Here is an 18,724-nt window from a genome sequence, read left to right as displayed (position 1 = left end):
CAAACCACCTCAGGCCTCAAATCCAGGGCATGGCCTGCCGCGAAACCCGGCGAACCCGGTGGATTGCCTTCGGCGAATCCACCCTACCCCGCTGCAACCCCGTAGGGTGGTTTCGCGAAGCAAACCACCTCAGGCCTCAAATCCAGGGCATGACCTGCCGCGAAACCCGGCGAACCCGGCGAACCCGGCGAACCCGGCGAACCCGGCGGATTGCCTTCGGCGAATCCGCCTTTCGATACCCGAGCGCCAAAATGGCCTATACTGAAATCCTGATTATCGTCAGCTTAACGGGAGCCAATCGTGCGCTTATCGGTTTTATTACTCAGTTTTTTACTCATGTCTTCTTGGGCTTATGCGAACGAAGGATCCTCATCGGGGGAAGGCGGCATGGAATACCTGGAAATCACGCCCAAAATTACGGTCAATCTGGCTGAACCGAGAAGCTACTTGCTGGTCAATGTTCAGCTTTTAGCCGAAGGCCCGAAGGCAGTCGAAAAACTCAAAAAACATATGCCGGCGATCAAGCACGAGCTGATCATGCTGCTCAGCGGCAGGTCGACCGATTCGATCCAGACAATGGAACAGCGCGAAGCCTTACGCAAGGAAACCGCCGCCGCCATTAAAAAAACCCTGGAGCACTACGAGGACAGCGATGGCTTTCGAGACGCTTTTTTCAGCGAATTTTTGATCAGCTATTGATGTAGGCTAAATGGCGGATTCGCCGAAGGCAATCCGCCATTTAGCCTCAAAGCCAAGGAATGGCTTGTCATGAATGCCGGCGGATTGCCTTCGGCGAATCCGCCCTACTCCGATACATGAGGCAAATTCTCTACTTTTCCGCACCAGTCCACCGGCAGAATGCCGTCGCATAGCATACATAACGGTGGAACGAGGAATACGGCCAATCGCGCACGCGGCTGACGTAGCCATGTTTTAAAGGGTTAACATGAACATAGTCGATGTGCCGGGAATAATCGCGTTCGGATGCCAGCGTGTGTTCCCAGTAACGGCGCTGCCATATGCCGCGTTCGGCGCGCCGGCGGCGGAGCGGGGATATTCGCTCGATATTGGGCAGACCTTTCGAGAACAGCAGTTTAATCAAACGCCAGCGCAAAGGGTAATCATCGGAGTCGGACGGCAGCGTCCATATACAGTGCATATGATCCGGCAATACCACCCAGGCATCGATATGGAAGGGATATAAGATTTTCACGCGCCGAACGGAGTCGCGCAAAAGCCCGATATGATCGGTCAATAACGTCTGTTTCCGGTCGAGAAGATTGACGGTAAAAAAATAGCATCCGCCCGCTACGAAATTGCGCCGGTAATTAGACATCGGAAATCCCGAAATAAAAATAAGCGTAGCAGAAACGTAGGGTGGTTTCGCGAAGCAAACCACCTTTCAGGCTCAAACCGGGGCATGGCCTGCCGCGAAACCCGGCGGATTGCCTTCGGCGAATCCGCCCTACTCCGTACCTGAGACAGTGCAACCTCGTAGGGTGGTTTCGCGAAGCAAACCGCCTTTCAGGCCTCAAACCGGGGCATGGCCTGCCGCGAAACCCGGCGGATTGCCTTCGGCGAATCCGCCTTACGGCCGTTTGCCGCTCAGCATGTAGGCGAACGCAATCACTTCGGCCACCGCGATGTAGAGCTCGCGCGGGATTTCGCGCTCCAGAGGCACGCTGGCCAATACTTGAACCAATTCCGCATCGTGACGCAGAGGAATATGGTGCGCTTCGGCCAGTTCGATAATCTGTTCCGCCAGCAATCCTCTTCCTTTGGCAGTCACTCTGGGGGCGCCGGTTCCGTCATAGTTCAGCGCAACGGCAAGGGTGGATTTTGGGTTGTTTTGGGTCATGCGAGAAGGTCCAGCAAGTGTAGGTCAACCGTTTCCGAAAGCGACGACGAAGGCGGTCGGTCCAAGACGGTGAGCGCCCCAACCGCCAACCCGGCCTGCTCCAGCCTTGCACGCAGCGTTTCGGTCGCCTGGCCGATCCTGTCGGCGGTTTCTTCCCGATCGCTCCAGAGGCAGGCATCGATTTGCGTGCCGTTCCAGATGATACGGGCGTTAAAGGCGCCCATGCCGGGAGGCTGGAGCTGGATCGTCGCGGTCCAGCCGGGAACACGGTCCTCGGTCGGAGAGCCGCCTTCCGCGGCAATCGACAGTTCGGCGTTGTCCTGATAGTTTCCCGCAACGAAAGGCAGATTCAATTGCAAACATACGGTGCCGTCGTCGCGCGGCTGAGAGGCCAATTGATCAACGGCAATTTTAGCCAATGCGCCTTCCGCTTTCTGGGCCAGCTTGGCCGGGTCGATCTCTTCCGGTTTGCTGAAACTGTCTTCGGCTTTATCGGTTAAAGGAAGAGGCGGCGCGTTCCGAACCGTCGATAGGCTCGTTTCGAATGGCTGCGGTTTGGCCCCGGCCGCCAGCCCTTCTTTCTCCGGCGTCTGAATATCCGTGGAATGGGCCGCTTTGTCGGCAGCGAGTTTAGCCGCGCTTTGCTCCGGTTTGGGCGCGAAAGTTTCCGTTTCGGCCGGCGCCGGCGCGCCGACTTTCTCTTCCGGTTGAGTCAGCAACAGCCACGGGGCAGACGGCGAAGCCGGGAGCTGCCCCACGGCAGCGCTTTTGGCCTGCGATTGCGGCGGCAGGGGCTCGCCGGTCGTCGTAGGCAAGGCGCTTGCCGCCCGTTGCGGCATCTTGTCCGGATTCGAAACGGCCTGATCGCCGGCCTCTTCCGGAACCTGTGCCGCCGTTTGGAAGGGCGCCGTTCCGGGCGGAGAGGCGCTTTCCTGCCGCAAAGGTCGAGCAGGGGCAGCCGCCTTGCCGCCTTCTCCTGGCTGCAGAACGGCCAGCAGATTCAGCAGGCGCGCCTTCAAATCATTTTCCGGAAGCGGCGCGCCTTCGGCCAGGGCCGCCTCAAGAAACACGCCCGGATTCCGGACGGCTTTTTGCAAACCCTCGGGCGTCATCAGTTTTGCCGCCTGCGGCAGTACCGTGACAAGACGCTCCGCCGCAGGACTCGCCGCTTTGTCGACAGCGAGCTTGGCCGCGCTTTGCTCCGGTTTGGGCGCGAAAGTTTCCGTTTCGGCCGGCGCCGGCGCGCCGATTTTTTCTTCCGGTCGAGTCGCCGGCGGCCACGGAGCAGACGGTGAAGCCGGGAGCTGTCCCTCGGCAGCACTTTTGACCTGCGATTGCGGCGGCAATGCTTTACCGGTCGGTGGAGGCAAGGCGGTTTCCGCCCGTTGCGGCACTTTAGCCGGATTCAGAATGGCCTGATCGCCGGCCTCTTCCGGTGCCGGTGCCGCCGTTTCGGAAGGCGCCGTGCCGGGCGGAGAGGCGCTTTCCTGCCGCAAAGATCGAGCAGGGGCAGCCGCCTTGCCGCCTTCCCCTGGCTGCAGAACGGCCAGCAGATTCAGCAGGCGCGCCTTCAAATCATTTTCCGGAAGCGGCGCGCCTTCGGCCAGGGCCGCGGCCAGCGACGCCTCAAGAAACACTCCCGAATTCCGCACGGCTTTTTGCAAACCCTCGGGCGTCATCAACTTTTCCGCCTGCGGCAGTGCCGCGGCGAGACGTTCCACAGCCACATGCACCGGCCCCGGCAGATTCGAAGAATTCGAGGACGGCAACCGGCCCACCATCGCGGCGAATTCCTTCAAATCGATCTGCTTCGGCAACAGCTCGCGCAGGGCCTTGGGCACGACTTCCGGCCCGGGCGGCTCGGCAGGAAGAACGCGTAATTCGGGCAGCGCGCCGAGCCGGCTCACCTGAACCTGCAAGCGCTGGCCGACGGTCAATTCCGCTTGGCTCATCGCGGTCAGCGATTCGCCGCCCGGTAACCGCTGAAGCTGAAAACGATTTTCGCCCATCCGCGCCTGAACTACGACATCGAGGATAGTTCCCAGTTTAAGCGACTCAATCTGTTGAGGAGACGCGGCGGTCGCTGCAACATTCGAGAGAGCCGCACTGTTGCGAATTTCCATCATCCAAGCCTCGGTCGGGTACGGTAAGGGGGAGATTGTGCCTTGCAACAAGCGCAGGCCGGCTAGAGCATTTTCGTTTCGGGTTTACGTGCCGCCAAGTTAAGGGAAACTCGTCATTCCGGCAAGGATTGCCGGAATCCAGAAGCCAAGGATGGCGGGCTCTAATACATCCCTGTCATCTGGATCTCGGCACAAATCTGTCTGGAACAGATTTGCATTGACCCGAAGGGGGCCAGGCAGGAAAGCCTGGCATGAATCCCTGCCGAGATGACGGCTTGACTTAACAGTATTGTGCACTTATACGCGATATGAAAATGCTCTAGACACCCAAACTCATGCTTTCAATACCGCATCCGATTTTTTAGGTGCCGAATCGCAAAACCCTGGACGCCTCGCGATCTTTCTGTACGGATTGCTCATGATGATTGGGATCATGCCGATTTTGGCCTTTGGTATTTTCACATCCCGCAAGCAATGCCAGCATGAAAAATAATAGGATAGACGATTTCATCATACCCTCCTCATTCGGTTGTCGGTGAAATATAAAATAGCAAATTCCGGCATAATTCACCAAGTCTCGGCACGGAGACCTCAAGCAAAGCCCCATTGAATGACATGGATTGACAGCAATTGCTGCATCCCTGCCCTGCCGCGAGTGTTGTCATACCCGCCGCGAATGCAAGCCGCCACGGCCAAGCGTTGCGCGGTTCGGCCCTCATCTTCGAGACCTTCCCATTAAGTCAATCATGGAAGGAAGGCCTGCCCTCCACGGCAATCATGCGATGGTGAAACTTCCGCAGGACGGGTTTTTTAAGGCTGCGGAATACTTTCACAGCCTCCAATATCCCGTCCGGCGTTTGGACCCGCTGCCCCGCAACGCGGATCTTCGGAAAAACGAGACATAGCGCGATTGCCCCGGCATGCCCTCGCCTGTACTGTTATTTTGAGGAATTTTGCTATTTTGCAGTCTATAAATCTATTGCCCAAACCGCGAAAGCAGTTTCCGGATTCTGCCCCCTAACATAAAAAGACCCCAGGTGCCGCATGAAAAAAATCACCGAAGTTTATGGTCAATGGATCGCCAAACTGGATGGCAGATTGCTGCGTTATCCGAAAACGCTAATCCTGACGTTCCTGCTGCTCTGCGGATTCAGCGTGTACTATACGGCCAAGCACCTGGGCATCGATGCCGATACGACCGATATTCTATCGAAGGATCTGCAGTTCCAGAAAGATCGCGAGCGTTTTATCAAGGCTTTTCCGCAGGATGACCAGGCGATCCTGGTCGTAGTCGATGCCCGGACACCGGAGCAGGCAACGCGCGCTTTGGATTATCTCGGAGCGGAATTCGGCAGGGAACGGCAGATCAAATCGGTTTACATCCCGGGCGCAGGCGATTTCTTCGAGCGGCACGGCCTGCTTTATCTCGACCTTGACAAGTTGGAGGAACTGGCCGCCAAAATGACGGAAGCCCAGCCCTTCATCGGCACGCTGTCCAAGGATAACAGCCTGAAAGGGCTGTTCAACATTCTCGAACAGGCCATTACCGCAAAAACGCATGAATTGCCGGTCGACCTGAATCCCCTACTCGATAAAATCGGTGCGGCGATCCAGGCCGTACTGGACGGCAAGACTTATCAGTTATCCTGGCAGCAGTTGATGGTGGGGGAACACAGGGACCTGTCGAGCACCCGGCGCTTCATTCTGCTCAAGCCCCATCTGAATTTCGAAGAACTGATGCCGGCCGAAAAGCCGCTGGCGGCGGTACGGGCCGTCACGGCAAAAGCCGAACAAATTTTCCCAGGAATCGACATACGGCTGACCGGCGAGGTCGTGCTGGAACACGACGAACTGGCCACGGTAACCTACAGCGCCGAAATGGCTTCGGCGTTCTCGTTCCTGCTGGTCTTCCTGTCCCTACTGATCGGCTTCCGGTCGGTCAAACTGACGCTGGCCACGCTCGGCGTGCTGACCATGGGCCTGATGCTGACTTTCGGCTTTGCCGCACTGGCCATTGGGCATCTGAACATTATTTCGGTGTCCTTCGCGGCGCTGTATATCGGTATCGGCGATGATTACGCGGTCCAGGTCTGCATGCGCTACCGCGAACTGTTCAGGCAGAACATGCCCCGCGGGCAGGCCCTGCTCGAAGCCGTGCGCAAGGTCGCGCCGCCGGTCACTTTGTGCGCGATCACGGGAGCGACCGGCTTTTTTGCCTTCCTGCCAACCCAATACACCGGCGTTTCCGAACTGGGGCTGATCGCCGGCGTGGGCATTTTCATTTCGCTACTGATCACGCTGATCGTACTGCCGGCGATATTGAAGCTGTTTCCACCGAATTCGGGGCCGGCAAAAAAGTCCGACGATCTGTTCCCGGACTGGGTTTACCTGTTCCCGATCCGGCATGCCACTCCGGTCAAGTGGGCTACCGCCTTACTGACTGCGGCGGGCCTGGCCGTGCTGACCCAGGCCCGGTTCGACATCAACCCGCTCAATTTGCGCGATCCCTACAGCGAATCGGTGGCCACCTTCAGGGAATTGCTGAAAACCCAAAATACCTCGCCGATGACGCTGACCGTACTGGCGGACAGTCAAGACGAAGCATTGGCCACGGCGCAAAGGCTGATGCAACTGGAATCGGTCGAAAATGCGATTACGATTTACGACTATATCCCTTCGAACCAGGAGGCCAAACTGAGCATCATCGATGACTTGTCCCTGGTCATGGGGCTCCAGTTGACGGCGTTTCCGGCCCCGCATCGGGATAGCGTTGAAAACGGCATGGCGGCATTGGAAAAATTCAGGCAGGCTGTCGGCAAGCATTTAAAGGAAAAGCCCGACAGCGAGCTTGCGGCAACCCTGCGTCCGTTGCATCGGAAAGTGGAGTCGCTGATTGCGGTATTGCAAGCGAAATCGGCTCCGGAAAGAAAAGCCATGCTGGACAAATTGCAATTCAGCCTGCTGGATACGCTGCCGGATACCATGAATACGCTGCTGAAAGGGTTGAATCCGGGCGAGGTCACGATCGATACGCTGCCGCCCGACCTTGCCGAACGCTGGCTCGGCAAAGACGGCGTCTACCGGATCATGGCCTCGCCCAGCAAGGACCTCAACGATGAGAAAAACCTGAAAGCGTTCATCCGCGAGGTCCGGCAAATCGCCCCACACGCGACCGATCTGCCGGTCATTTACCTGGAATCGGGCAATGCGATCGTAAAAGCCTTTCAACAGGCGCTGGCCAGTGCCGTCGCGGCCATTGTGATCGTGTTGATATTCACGCAGCGCAACACCAAGGACGCGCTGCTGATTCTGCTGCCTTTGACGATGACGGCCGTCCTGACCGGCGCCTCTACGGTACTGATGGACAATCCGTTCAACTTTGCCAATATCATCGTCATTCCGATCCTGTTCGGGCTGGGCGTCGATGCCGGCATCAACATCATGAACCGGCTGCGCCATCCGGATCGGGAAGACAGTGTTCTCAGAACCGGCACGGCCAGAGGCGTCGTGTTCAGCGAGCTGACCACGATGTGCAGCCTGGTCAGCATGGCGTTCACCCCGCATCTCGGCCTTGCCGGCATGGGGCAACTGCTGTCGATCGGATTGCTTCTGAGTATTATCTGCACGCTGATCGTGTTGCCGGCGTTTGTTTCCGGAGAGGAGGGGCGAATAGCCCGCGGATAAGGCCACAGCCGGGAAGGGGCGCCCTCGGAGGCCGAAATTGAATTAAAAAGAGTCGTCATCGGGTGCCCCCTCCTGAGCGGGACAGCGGTTATAACCGGTGCTGTTAAATTTAGCCCCGACGCTCCAAGCTGGCTTTGCAAATGACGAAACCGATTGACAAAGCCAGCTTTGTACTTTTAAGAAGGCTTGACTCCAGCTTATCTTAGCGGCATCGGGTTTACACCCCGTCCGCACTGTTTGAAAATTCTCAGCAAACACCAAATCATTTTCCCTGTCGGTCCCGCTTTAAACGTTACGGACGGGATAAATATCCCGCCCGGCATGCAGCCGGCGGTTCATACCGTAGGGTACGCTGTGCGTACCTTTTCGCCCCCAATGGTACGCACAGCATACCCTACGACTGAAAACAGGAACGATCGGCGGCATGCCGGGAAGCTATTTCTAGCCACATCCTAAACGGTTTGCAAGTGGAGCTGAAATTCATCATCATTGTCCGGCCGTCCCTGTGTATTACGAAGACCCAGACCGGTAAGCGCTGCACTCATCACCGCCCAACCGCTCTTCTCAGGCTGACGGTACATCCGGAGATGGCATGAAGTCGACCGCTCTTACCTCCGTTAGACATTCACTTATCAACGCAAAGGTTATAGTTTTATGATTGAGCGATATTTTTTTCCGGGTGCTGCATTCAGTTGGGCCCCGCCCCAAGCGATTACCACGCAACCTAAAGACGGAATCGTAACCGTGAGCCCGCCGACTCCGTCGGTCATGACTTTTCAGGATCTGGATCCTTTCCACTTCGATACGAGCACCATGAATCGTTTCAGGAGCCTGGGGTTAACGAAAAACTAGGCGATACATCACGATTGGCTATGCTACATTCACGGGCGCACCGCCAAAATCAGTTCGACTAACGATGTGCTGACCGGATTCATGAGCGGCTGCTATATCGCCGCCTGGACCGACAACACAGGCAGGCAAGTCGGCCACATCGGAACCATAGAAAGCGTGGGTAAGACCCAGCCGCCGAATTCGACGGTGAAACAAACTTTCTCGGCCATGATGCCTAACAATGTCAAGGCCTATAATCCGATGGCATTGACGCGAAAATATCCGCAGTACGATGGTTGGTGGAACGTACTGAGCCTGGTGACGTCCGACAGCCGCTTCTATTCCATCCTACTTTTGAAGCATCGCCGTAACGATCCCTTGATTACCTGTGCCGGCATAAAGAGTTGCGCAGGCATCGGGACCAAATATGATGCGGCAGCTTTTGGCTTAAGGCGTCAGATTCCTTACCGGAGTCCGGAAAATGCGCCGAGGTGGAAAGCATCAATTGTTGGGCTTCATTGCATTCAGCCCAACCTACGGCTACGGCATCGGCGCATTTTCCCGCTCTGAACCGATTATTTTTTCTTATAAAAATTAGAGGTATAACAAGACATCAGCGCGCCCCTGACCAAGGCCACATCATTTTGCCGGTAGATTTGACTTTCCTTATCGCCGAGCGTGGGCATAAGTTTCTTGGTTTCGTCGGAAATATCGCTATTGCTGAAAACCGCATCAGCCACACAATTGCAATAGGAGTTGGCCTGTTCCGCGGGGCGCGTGGAGCTCTCCTGATTGATACAGCTATTTACGAAGACCGGTTTAACCTGGTACGTATCGCGATTCTCGCCGGTACATGCCGATAAATCGATACATAAAGCCGCAATAAACACTAAGTTTTTCTTATTCATTTTATTCCTTGTCATCGATATTACGTCTCGAGAAATTGTAGTCGTTTGTTGATTAAATTAGGATAGAGAGAAGGGCTTTTATTCAGGGTTCCTCAATCCTTCCCGCCATTCCCTCTAAGACATGGCAAAAATAACCTCCCGGCAGGCCGCCCGATCGTCCCCCCGCGTTGCGCGCACATGAGACGCTTCGGGTGGCAACAATGGGATAGATACGCTCTTTCAATACAATCCCTATTTTGCAAGCTCCGTAGGGTACGCTGTGCGTACCTTTTCATTCCTCATGGTACGCACAGCGCACCCTACAGCGGTAATCCACTCTTCGGAGCACCCCACCCGCCGTGGAGGGTTTTCGCGTAGCCTAGACAAGGCTGTATCACGATGAGAACGCCGTTCGAACCACTCTGCGGTTCGGGGGCCAGGTTCCCACGCAAAGCGCAGGAGCTATGAGGAGAAGTTAATCGATCCAATCCTAAACAAACCGGTAATCCAGCACCAAGCCGATAAAAACCGCCAGCCCGAACCAGTTGTTATTCAAAAACGCCTTGAAGCAGAGCGCCCTTTCGCGGCGGAAAATCAGTTTCTGCTGGTAAACCGCCAGCCCTGCCGCTACCAGCAGCCCGGCGTAATAAAAAATGCCCAGTTCCTGCATGCGCCCGACGGCGATCAGCAAGGCAAGCATCACGATCTGCAGCGCGCCCATGATATGCCGGTCATAGGCGCCGAACAGGATCGCGGTCGATTTGACGCCGATTTTCAGGTCGTCGTCCTTGTCGACCATCGCGTACATCGTGTCGTAAACCAGCGCCCAGAGCAGCACGGCCAAGTACAAAAGCCAGCCGGTCAAGGGAATCGCATTCAATTGCGCGGCGAACGCCATCGGCACCGCCCAGCCGAACGCGGCTCCCAGATAGGCCTGCGGCAGATGCGTGAAGCGCTTCATGAACGGATAGCTGGCGGCCAGAAACGCGCCGATGAAAGACAGCCCGATCGTGAACCGATTCATCAGCAGAACCAGTCCGAACGAAATCAGGCACAAAACCGCGAACAGGATCAGGGCTTCCTTCGGCCGGACGCGGCCGGACGCGATCGGGCGCTGCCGGGTGCGTTCGACGTGCGGGTCGAAATCGCGGTCGGCGTAATCGTTGATCACGCAGCCGGCGGCCCGCATCAGCACTACGCCCAGCACGAATACCGCGCATACCAGCGCATCCGGTTTGCCGTTTCCCGCAATCCACAGCGCCCACAGCGTCGGCCATAATAGAATCAATGTACCGATCGGACGGTCAAACCGGGCAAGCAGCCAGTATTGTCTGGCGCGATCGCAAATACGATCCGAAATCAGTGCGGACAAGAAATGACCCCTTTTTCAGCGAGAGTTTTGACGAGAAATGTTATTATAACTTCTTTATTGGAAAGCGCGCCGAAGCGCCGGAGGCCGCCGTTATGAAGGTTAAAATTTATCATAATCCGCGTTGCAGCAAATCCCGCGAAACGCTGCAACTGTTGCGCGACAAGGGCATCGAACCCGAAATTGTCGAATATCTGAAAACGCCGCCAAGCGCGGAAGAACTCGACCGGATTCTGCAAAAACTCGGCATCGAGCCGCGCGATTTGATGCGCAAAAAAGAAAAGCCCTACGACGAATACGACCTGTTCGACAAATCGCTGGACAGGGAAACCCTGATCCGCGCGATGGTCGAGCACCCGATCCTGATCGAACGCCCGATCGTGGTGGCCGGCGAGAAGGCCGCGATCGGCCGGCCGCCGGAAAACGTGCTCGCGATTCTGTAACGATGGCCAGGATCCTGGTGCTGTATTTCTCCCGGCACGGGGCGACCGCCGACATGGCGATGCAGGTCGCGCGCGGCGTCGATGCGGTCGAGGGCGCCGAAGCGGTGATCAGGACCGTGCCCGACGTGTCCGCGGTCTGCGAAAAAACCGCCGAACGGATTCCGGCGCATGGCACGCTGTATGCGACGCTGGACGACCTGAAACATTGCGACGGCCTCGCCCTGGGCAGCCCGACCCATTTCGGGAACATGGCCGCGCCGTTGAAATATTTTCTCGACGGCACGACCCCGATCTGGTTTTCGGGCGCCCTGGCCGGCAAGCCAGCCGGCGTTTTCACCTCGACCGGCAGCCTGCACGGCGGCCAGGAAAGCACGCTGCTTTCGATGATGCTGCCCTTGCTGCATCACGGCATGCTCCTCCTGGGCCTGCCGTATACCGAGACGGCCTTGCGCGAAACCGCCTCGGGTGGCACGCCGTACGGGCCGAGTCATCTGACGGAGCGAAATGCCGCGTTGACCGATCACGAAAAAACCTTGTGCCGGGCATTGGGCAAGCGTCTGGCCGTCACCGCGAAAACGCTGAAAGCGGGAATGCCGATTTGATCAGCAGCCGGCCGATTTTCTTCCACTACTTGGCGCTCGCCGGCTATTTCGGGCTGTTTGCGCTGATGATGCTGTGGCCTACCGTACTGGCCGCATCAACCCGGTTTCCCGTGGCGCTGATTCTGGTCGTGACGGTAACGCCGCTGTTGCCGCCGCTCCGCGGTTTGCTGGCCTTCAACCCCAGAAGCCACGCGTGGGCCGGCTTCCTCAGCCTGCCGTACTTCGTGCACGGCACGGTCGAGGCGTATGCCAATGCCGGCGCCCGTCATCTGGCTGCGGCCGAGATGCTGTTCAGCCTGTTGCTGTTCTTCGGTTCCGCGCTCGCGATCCGTTTCAACAGGAAAGCGCAGTGAGCATGGCGAAGCAACTGCCGTTGCAGTTTGTGTTCAGGGCCAACCAAACGTTCCAGGATTTTTTCCGGGCGCCAATTCGTCCGTCGTCAATCATCTGCAGCAGTGCGTTGCGGGCAACGGCGAAGCGTTTATCTTCCTTTGGGGACAAACAGGCCTCGGCAAGAGCCATTTGCTGCACGCCTGCTGCCATGAAGCGCAGCAGCAGAAGCTTTCGTGCTTCTATTTCGATCTGGCGCTGGCCGCCGGATCTTCCGTACACCTGTTCAACGACCTGGAAGCCTTCGAACTGGTCTGTCTGGACAACGTGGAAGCGATCGCCGGCCATGCCGACTGGGAGCAGGCCCTGTTCAACTTCTTCAACCGGCACCGGGATTTGGGGCATAAGCTGATCGTTTCTTCCCGCACCGCTCCGAAAGAACTGCCCATCCAACTGCCCGATTTGAAAACGCGGCTGAACTGGGGGCTCGGTCTGAAAATCCAAACGCCGGACGACACGGGAAAGACCGCCGCGCTGATTTATAAAGCCCGGCGCATGGGTCTGGAAATCTCGCCGCAGGCCGGGCGTTTCCTGTTGAGCCGCGCCAACCGCGACATGAATTCCTTATGGCGCCTGCTCGACCGGCTCGACCAAGCCTCGCTGTCCGCGCAGCGCAAATTGACCATCCCGTTTTTGAAACAGATTCTCGATTGAGGAAGCGCCGCTAAAGGCCGGTACGGCCTGACTCCGGTCGGGCTTATCTTTCCGGTTATAAGGGAAACTTCCCCCCGCATTCGCCCTTATTTTTCATCTTCAAAGTCAACATACCGCTAAAATTCCGGTCGATAAAGTGATTATCCCATCCTGCGCCTGGAACAATACCTTTTGCCGGGCGGACTGGAGAGGGTAGAATCGGTTAATCATTGTCAGCTCAATCCTGGATCCTATATGCCTAAGCAAAAAACTGCCAATAAACGAGCGACGAATTGGCACACGCTTGCCGCCGCCGACACGGTCGCGCGCCTGAGTTCGGACAAGCACCACGGCTTGTCTTCCGGCGAAGCGCGCGCGCGGCTGAAACAATACGGACGTAACCGCCTGCCGCGGCCGCCCAAGCGTTCCGCTTTCATCCGCTTTCTGCTCCAGTTCCATAATATTCTGATTTATGTGATGCTGACGGCCGCCGGCACGACAGCCATGCTGGGCGACTGGGTCGACACCGGCGTCCTGTTGGCCGCGGTGATTGTCAACGCGATCATCGGCTTTATCCAGGAGGGCAAAGCGGAACAGGCGATGGACGCGATTCGCGGCATGCTCTCCCTGCATACGACAGTCATTCGCGACGGCAAGCGCCTGGAAATCGAAGCCGAAAAACTGGTGCCGGGCGACATCGTGACGCTGGCTTCCGGGGACAAAGTGCCGGCCGACCTCCGGCTTATCACCGGTAAGAGCTTGCGGGTGAACGAGGCGATATTGACCGGCGAATCCGAAGCGGTCGAAAAAACAGCCGGCCCGGTCCCGAATGACGCCCCGCTGGGCGAGCGTTTCTGCATGCTTTTTTCCGGCACCCTGGTCACCTCCGGGCAGGCGTCGGCTATCGTGGTCGCCACCGGCCTTCGCACCGAACTGGGACGGATCAGCTCGCTGCTTCGACAGGTCCGGAGCACGACCACGCCGCTGCTGCGTCAGATCGACAGATTCGGCCGCTGGCTGGCACTGGCGATTGTGCTGCTGTCCATCGCGACCTTTATTGTCGGCGTGCTGTGGCACGGACATCCGCCTAAAGAAATGTTCATGATGGCGGTGGCTCTCGCCGCATCGGCCATCCCCGAAGGACTGCCCGCCATCATGACCATCACGCTGGCGCTCGGGATGCGCCGGATGGCGAAACGCCATGCGATCATCCGGCATCTGCCGGCGGTGGAAACGCTGGGTTCGGTCACGGTCATTTGTTCCGACAAGACCGGTACGCTGACCCGGAACGAAATGACGGTGCAAAAGCTCGCCACCGCGGATCATGTTTTCACTGTCAGCGGCGTGGGTTACGAGCCGGACGGCGGGGTTTATCTGAACGGCGCCGCGGTCACCGCCGACAACTGCCCGGAACTGGAGGAAATTGCCCGCGCCGCCGCGCTATGCAATGACGCGCAACTGCACCGGGATGCCGATGAGTCCTGGCAACTGGCAGGCGATCCGACCGAGGGCGCCCTGCTCGCATTCGCCGTCAAAACCGGCAAAGATCCTGCCTGGGAGCGCGAAAAGCGGCCGCGTACCGACGCCATCCCGTTCGAATCGGAACACCGGCTGATGGCGACCCTCCACCACGACCATAAAGACAACGGCCTCATTTTCGTCAAGGGCGCTCCCGAGCGCATTCTGGAAATGTGCGACCGCCAGGGCGGCCTCCAGCAGAACCAGACCACGCTGGATACCGGCTATTGGCTTCGCCGCGCGCAGGCATTCGCCGCCGACGGCTTGCGCGTCCTGGCGATTGCCGGAAAATTAGTCGAGGATTCCAAGCGCGAGGTCAGTTTTGCGGATCTGGAAAACGGCTTTACTCTGCTCGCTCTGGCCGGAATCATCGATCCGCCCCGGGAAGAAGCGATCGCTGCGGTGAAAACGTGTGTCGGCGCCGGCATCCGCGTCAAGATGATCACTGGCGACCATGTCGATACGGCACAGGCGATCGGCGAGCGGCTCGGCATCGGCCTCGGCAAACCGACCTTGAGCGGAGCCCAGATCGAAGCCCTGAATGACGAGCAGTTGCAGGAAGTCGTGCTGGAGGTCGACGTATTCGCGCGGGCAAGCCCGGAACACAAGCTGCGCCTGGTAGAGGCTCTGCAGGCGGCGGGTCAGGTTGTGGCGATGACCGGCGACGGCGTGAACGACGCGCCCGCGCTAAAGCGGGCCGATGTCGGGGTCGCGATGGGCCTGAAAGGGACGGAAGCAGCCAAGGAGGCATCGGACATGGTGCTGGCCGACGACAATTTCGCCACGATCGGCAACGCCGTTTACGTGGGGAGAGGCATTTACGACAATATTCAGAAATTCATCCTGTTCATGCTCCCGACCAACGGCGGGGAAGCCCTTGTCGTACTGGCGGCCATCTTCTTCGAGTTGACCCTGCCGCTGACCCCGGCCCAGGTGCTCTGGATCAACATGGTCACGTCCAGTACCCTGGGACTCGCGCTCGCCTTCGAGCGCCCCGAGCGCGACGTCATGCTCAAAAAGCCCCGCGCTCCCAAGGAACCTTTGCTTTCCTGGTTTTTCGCCTGGCGGGTGCTGATGGTTTCCACGCTGTTCATGATCGGCGCGCTCGGCCTTTTCCTCTGGGAAACGCAGCGGGGATCCAGCCTGGAAACCGCGCGCACCATGGCGGTCAGCACCGTGGTCGGCGCGGAAATGTTCTACCTGATCAACAGCCGCTACATCTACAAATCCGTCTTGTCGCTTGAAGGATTGTTCGGAAACGCCTACGTTCTGATCGCGATCGCCGCCTGTGCGGCATTGCAGATCGCTTACGCCCATACAGGCCCCATGCAGGCCTTGTTCGGATCGACCGGCCTGTCTCCGAACGAATGGCTGAAAGTCGCCTGCGTCGGCTTTTTCATCTTTGTCGCCGCGGAATTGGAAAAAGCCGTGATTCGCTGGCTCTTCGTTGGCGTTGCCGTCGTCCGCCGGTAAAATGACTTTCCGATATAGGGTACGCTGCGCGTACCTTCTCAAAGCCCGCAACACGGCAAGGCCATCTTTGATGTTCACGGAAATATGCCGCGTCATCTGTAGGGTCGTAGGATGCGGTGACGATAGAAACCGCCTCAATCGTGAACGATGCCAATCGCGAACGATGCGGTTCGTTCCTCACCGCATCCTACGACCCTGCCCCGGTCAGGGCTTGCCGGGATGACGTGTTTTCCTTACGAAGGCCATATACCCAAAGCAAAAATGCTCTAATGCACGTACATACTGTTCAAATTTGCAAATTCCGGCACATTCCGCTCTTTTTCCTGCGTTCCTATCTGCAGGATCTTAACAGTGCAAGCCGGCGTTGGCGGTTCGAACCCAAGTTCGCCAAGCCGTCCTATCTGTTGAGCAAGGGTAGATTGCAGAGCGGCCAGGGCTTTTTCTTCCGTCGCTCCATAGGCGACGCAACCGGGCAGGTCCGGACAATAAGCGGAATAATTCTTTGCCAATCCCCGGTTGCTCAGCTGGATAATGGCGATAAAAAATCTCGTATTCATGTTATTTCGTTAAGCGTGTTGTTGACTTGTGCATCGGCAATGACGAACTCAAACCTCTAAAACCTGTACTTGCGAATGGTTCTCGATGGAGTCAAGTCCGAGTGCTTTCCGGCTGTCTATATGACGGATGACGCAGATTTTCAGGGCTTCGAGCGCTTTTTCCGGCGTCGGGGCATGCGCTATGCAACCCGGAATGTCCGGGCAATAAGCCGAGAAACGCTTGGTAATGTCTTGACGGGTCGGTTGAATAACGGCTGCTAATTTCATTTCGTGCGACTTTAAACAGGGGTTTGGTTAAAAAATCTCCTATTTTTCCTCTCCTTAATAAAAGCGGCATCGGTCTTGACGATCAGCCAGCTTCTTTTGGCGTCATATTACAGAGGAATCGGCACGACCGAAATACGGGCGGGCGCGTACGTAGATGCCCGTATTCAATGTCCGCAATTTGCTTCGCTTGCTCTGCGCCATTTGCGCCCGCCAAGACGAGCGAAGCCCGGCAACCGAAAAAGGCGGGCTTTGCCGCAAGCCCGCTCCAAAAATGCGGTTCGGAAAGCCTCACGGAAGGCGGAATAGCGCAGCCCATTCCGCCGGATGCGATGCCTTCATGCGGCGCAATGCGGCTTCGCCTATTGCGCCCTACGGTTCTACCGGTTTGAAGGCCGACGTTCATCGGCCATTATTGCCCCGCTCTGCGGCCAGAAAATGAAATCCCCATGCCGGCAGGTCGACGTATAAGCCTTCGTTCTGCAGCTCCGCCCCATCGCGTTCGAAGCTTGTCGACTGGAAAATATCGTTCAGCCGCCAAACCCCGTCATTGAGTCCCGGCCAGGCGATTTTTACCAGGCCCTGGCTTTGCGTTTCGGACAGGTTCACTACGATCAGGCAACGGCTGTTTTCCGTGGCCCAGGTCCAGGCCACCAGATTGTTGCAGGTCGCATTGTCCGGCCAGCCGCCGCACTCGCAGAGCTGCCAGTCGCCCTGCATGAAGTCGCCCTCATTCAATGCGCAGAGTAATTGCAGATAAAACGCCAGCGAATCGGTAGCCGGAGCTTCCTCCGGCCGGCGCCCCAACGATACCGGCAAACGAACGCGCAGGCCTTCCAACTGGCCTTCGTGGATCAGACGCGCGCCGGGCAAGGTCAGCGCGGCGACCGCGGCGGCGCGCTGCCTCTCCGGATTGAAAGCGGCGGCGGCCCTGGCCTCGCCGTGATTTTCAATGAAGCGGACCAGTTTGTCCTGATAGGCGCGGTCGGCGCGCAGATGCAGCCGCACGCTTTCCGCCGGCTCGTGGGCCAGCCGATCGTACAGGCGTTTGTCGTAACAGAAATCGAAGCCTTGCTGCTGCAACTCCCATTCTTTGTCCCAGTAGGCTTCGGCGATGAACAGGAAGCCGGGATGAGCCTTTTTGACGGCCGGTATCACTTCGCCCCAATATTCGGTTGCGGGCCTGTCGCCCGCGCGCGGCCCCCAGGTTTCCTCGAAAACCGAATCGAGCAACAGCATCGCCATGTCGCAGCGCACGCCGTCGCACTGAGCGGCGACCGCATTCAGGGTCTCGACGGCGGCGGCACGCAAGCCGGAATGAAAACCGTTCAGTTGGACCCTGTCGGCCCATGCGGGAAAGCAAGGATCCTTGGCGCAGGCAAAGATGTTGCCGCCGATGTCGATGAAGGAGGCCGGGTCCCGGCTGAGATCCTTGTCGCCGCCGCGGATAAAATAGGTGGGATGCTCGGCCAGCCAGGGATGGTCCGGTGCGACATGATTGGGAACGAAGTCGAGGATCAGGCGCAGACCGCGCGCCGCCATTCCGGCTCTGGCAACGGCCAGGGCATCCGGCCCGCCCAGATGCTCGTCAACGCGGTAGCGCCTGATGCAGTAAGGCGAGCCGACATGATCCGCCTCTTTGAAATCCGGCAAAGCGGCTTGGAAATCCGCCCGCAAGGATTCATCGGCCATCGCGATCGTTCTGCCCATCGGGCTGCGTTCCCACACGCCCATCAGCCAGACCGCATCGAAGCCGAGGGCGGCGATGCTGTCCCACTCGATATCGGGGACCGAAGCCAGGGTGACCGGCCGGCCGGCGCTTCGGCTGAGCTCCTCCAGCCAGACCCAGGTATTGATTTCGTAAATCTGCGGATATTTCGTCCAGGAATTCATAAAGTCTCTTTTGGTTTAGGTGGTGTGTTTCTTCTTCAGGAAATCGTTTTTGCCGGTCTTCGGAGACTCTGACGCACCCTGGCTATAGGGTGGACAAGCGTAGCGCATCCACCGCGCAATCGCCGGATACCCCGGAGAGCACAAGTGCGCTTCGCTTATACAGATGGAAGACCAAAGAAATGATAGGGATTCGGATCTT

Annotated in this window: 16 protein-coding genes; 8 read left to right on the top strand and 8 right to left on the bottom strand. The window is 57.8% G+C overall.

The annotated features are described in order from the left end of the window. The first annotated feature begins 387 nt into the window (after window positions 1–387). A complete protein-coding gene (locus CC94_RS0115850) occupies window positions 388–699 on the top strand; it encodes a flagellar basal body-associated FliL family protein (RefSeq protein ID WP_245619768.1) in 312 nt (103 codons plus the stop codon). A 130-nt stretch (window positions 700–829) separates the two neighbouring features. Here the strand turns inward: CC94_RS0115850 and CC94_RS21715 are convergent, their stop codons facing one another. The 3 genes from CC94_RS21715 to fliK all read right to left on the bottom strand — a co-directional run bounded on the left by CC94_RS21715 (window position 830) and on the right by fliK (window position 3,984). Next, complete coding sequence (locus tag CC94_RS21715; RefSeq protein ID WP_005371392.1) at window positions 830–1,336, bottom strand: REP-associated tyrosine transposase; 507 nt, start codon at window positions 1,334–1,336, stop codon at window positions 830–832. A gap of 252 nt (window positions 1,337–1,588) precedes the next feature. After that, window positions 1,589–1,858 (bottom strand): EscU/YscU/HrcU family type III secretion system export apparatus switch protein, encoded by a 270-nt coding sequence (locus CC94_RS0115840; RefSeq protein ID WP_005371391.1) that lies wholly within the window; start codon window positions 1,856–1,858, stop codon window positions 1,589–1,591. After that, the gene (gene fliK / locus CC94_RS0115835) at window positions 1,855–3,984 is read right to left on the bottom strand and encodes a flagellar hook-length control protein FliK (protein ID WP_157203453.1); all 2,130 of its coding nucleotides are present in this window, start codon (window positions 3,982–3,984) and stop codon (window positions 1,855–1,857) included. Before fliK ends, CC94_RS0115840 begins: the two co-directional genes overlap by 4 nt. 1,041 nt (window positions 3,985–5,025) lie before the next feature. Here fliK and CC94_RS0115825 point away from each other — a divergent pair. Continuing rightward, window positions 5,026–7,665, top strand: a complete 2,640-nt coding sequence (locus tag CC94_RS0115825; RefSeq protein WP_031431537.1) for an MMPL family transporter — start codon at window positions 5,026–5,028, stop codon at window positions 7,663–7,665. Window positions 7,666–8,583: 918 nt separating this feature from the next. Beyond that, window positions 8,584–9,066, top strand: coding sequence for a hypothetical protein (locus tag CC94_RS0115820; RefSeq protein ID WP_040578309.1), 483 nt, complete (start codon window positions 8,584–8,586; stop codon window positions 9,064–9,066). A gap of 5 nt (window positions 9,067–9,071) precedes the next feature. On the opposite strand, the gene CC94_RS0115815 is transcribed toward CC94_RS0115820, so the two are convergent. Together CC94_RS0115815 and ubiA are read right to left on the bottom strand one after the other, a co-directional pair. Continuing rightward, the gene (locus CC94_RS0115815; protein ID WP_031431536.1) at window positions 9,072–9,404 is read right to left on the bottom strand and encodes a hypothetical protein; all 333 of its coding nucleotides are present in this window, start codon (window positions 9,402–9,404) and stop codon (window positions 9,072–9,074) included. Window positions 9,405–9,873: 469 nt separating this feature from the next. Beyond that, on the bottom strand, window positions 9,874–10,746 hold the full coding sequence (gene ubiA, locus CC94_RS0115810; protein WP_036304499.1) for a 4-hydroxybenzoate octaprenyltransferase: 873 nt from the start codon (window positions 10,744–10,746) through the stop codon (window positions 9,874–9,876). A 101-nt stretch (window positions 10,747–10,847) separates the two neighbouring features. On the opposite strand from ubiA, the gene arsC reads away from it, so the two are divergent. The 5 genes from arsC (at window position 10,848) to CC94_RS0115785 (ending at window position 15,811) form a co-directional block, all read left to right on the top strand. Next, window positions 10,848–11,195, top strand: coding sequence for an arsenate reductase (glutaredoxin) (arsC, locus tag CC94_RS0115805; protein ID WP_031431534.1), 348 nt, complete (start codon window positions 10,848–10,850; stop codon window positions 11,193–11,195). Window positions 11,196–11,197: 2 nt separating this feature from the next. Continuing rightward, the gene (gene wrbA / locus CC94_RS0115800; protein WP_031431533.1) at window positions 11,198–11,797 is read left to right on the top strand and encodes an NAD(P)H:quinone oxidoreductase; all 600 of its coding nucleotides are present in this window, start codon (window positions 11,198–11,200) and stop codon (window positions 11,795–11,797) included. Further along, the gene (locus CC94_RS0115795; RefSeq protein WP_084675370.1) at window positions 11,794–12,150 is read left to right on the top strand and encodes a DUF2069 domain-containing protein; all 357 of its coding nucleotides are present in this window, start codon (window positions 11,794–11,796) and stop codon (window positions 12,148–12,150) included. Before wrbA ends, CC94_RS0115795 begins: the two co-directional genes overlap by 4 nt. Beyond that, on the top strand, window positions 12,044–12,841 hold the full coding sequence (gene hda / locus CC94_RS21710) for a DnaA regulatory inactivator Hda (RefSeq protein WP_342666525.1): 798 nt from the start codon (window positions 12,044–12,046) through the stop codon (window positions 12,839–12,841). The genes CC94_RS0115795 and hda overlap by 107 nt, the downstream gene beginning before the upstream one ends. A 234-nt stretch (window positions 12,842–13,075) precedes the next feature. Beyond that, window positions 13,076–15,811, top strand: a complete 2,736-nt coding sequence (locus tag CC94_RS0115785) for a cation-transporting P-type ATPase (RefSeq protein WP_031431531.1) — start codon at window positions 13,076–13,078, stop codon at window positions 15,809–15,811. A 266-nt stretch (window positions 15,812–16,077) separates the two neighbouring features. Here CC94_RS0115785 and CC94_RS0115780 read toward each other — a convergent pair whose 3' ends face one another. The 3 genes from CC94_RS0115780 to CC94_RS0115775 form a co-directional block, all read right to left on the bottom strand. After that, complete coding sequence (locus tag CC94_RS0115780) at window positions 16,078–16,368, bottom strand: type II toxin-antitoxin system HicB family antitoxin (RefSeq protein WP_005371369.1); 291 nt, start codon at window positions 16,366–16,368, stop codon at window positions 16,078–16,080. Window positions 16,369–16,416: 48 nt separating this feature from the next. Continuing rightward, entirely contained in the window at window positions 16,417–16,635 is a 219-nt protein-coding gene (locus CC94_RS23215; RefSeq protein WP_005371367.1) for a type II toxin-antitoxin system HicB family antitoxin, read from the bottom strand. A 399-nt stretch (window positions 16,636–17,034) separates the two neighbouring features. Beyond that, complete coding sequence (locus tag CC94_RS0115775; RefSeq protein ID WP_005371365.1) at window positions 17,035–18,525, bottom strand: alpha-amylase family glycosyl hydrolase; 1,491 nt, start codon at window positions 18,523–18,525, stop codon at window positions 17,035–17,037. Window positions 18,526–18,724: the final 199 nt, after the last annotated feature.

This window comes from Methylomicrobium agile, assembly GCF_000733855.1.
GTDB lineage: Bacteria > Pseudomonadota > Gammaproteobacteria > Methylococcales > Methylomonadaceae > Methylomicrobium > Methylomicrobium agile.
Note: the sequence above shows the minus strand (reverse complement) of the source record. Positions and strands in the feature narration are given on the sequence as shown.

What these genes read in the sequence shown, in the direction of transcription:
- CC94_RS0115850 (WP_245619768.1), top strand. Translation starts at nt 388, where the DNA reads ATGGAATACCTGGAAATCACGCCCAAAATTACGGTCAATCTGGCTGAA.
- CC94_RS21715 (WP_005371392.1), bottom strand. Translation starts at nt 1,336, where the DNA reads ATGTCTAATTACCGGCGCAATTTCGTAGCGGGCGGATGCTATTTTTTT.
- CC94_RS0115840 (WP_005371391.1), bottom strand. Translation starts at nt 1,858, where the DNA reads ATGACCCAAAACAACCCAAAATCCACCCTTGCCGTTGCGCTGAACTAT.
- fliK (WP_157203453.1), bottom strand. Translation starts at nt 3,984, where the DNA reads ATGATGGAAATTCGCAACAGTGCGGCTCTCTCGAATGTTGCAGCGACC.
- CC94_RS0115825 (WP_031431537.1), top strand. Translation starts at nt 5,026, where the DNA reads ATGAAAAAAATCACCGAAGTTTATGGTCAATGGATCGCCAAACTGGAT.
- CC94_RS0115815 (WP_031431536.1), bottom strand. Translation starts at nt 9,404, where the DNA reads ATGAATAAGAAAAACTTAGTGTTTATTGCGGCTTTATGTATCGATTTA.
- arsC (WP_031431534.1), top strand. Translation starts at nt 10,848, where the DNA reads ATGAAGGTTAAAATTTATCATAATCCGCGTTGCAGCAAATCCCGCGAA.
- wrbA (WP_031431533.1), top strand. Translation starts at nt 11,198, where the DNA reads ATGGCCAGGATCCTGGTGCTGTATTTCTCCCGGCACGGGGCGACCGCC.
- hda (WP_342666525.1), top strand. Translation starts at nt 12,044, where the DNA reads ATGCCAATGCCGGCGCCCGTCATCTGGCTGCGGCCGAGATGCTGTTCA.
- CC94_RS0115785 (WP_031431531.1), top strand. Translation starts at nt 13,076, where the DNA reads ATGCCTAAGCAAAAAACTGCCAATAAACGAGCGACGAATTGGCACACG.
- CC94_RS0115780 (WP_005371369.1), bottom strand. Translation starts at nt 16,368, where the DNA reads ATGAATACGAGATTTTTTATCGCCATTATCCAGCTGAGCAACCGGGGA.
- CC94_RS23215 (WP_005371367.1), bottom strand. Translation starts at nt 16,635, where the DNA reads ATGAAATTAGCAGCCGTTATTCAACCGACCCGTCAAGACATTACCAAG.
- CC94_RS0115775 (WP_005371365.1), bottom strand. Translation starts at nt 18,525, where the DNA reads ATGAATTCCTGGACGAAATATCCGCAGATTTACGAAATCAATACCTGG.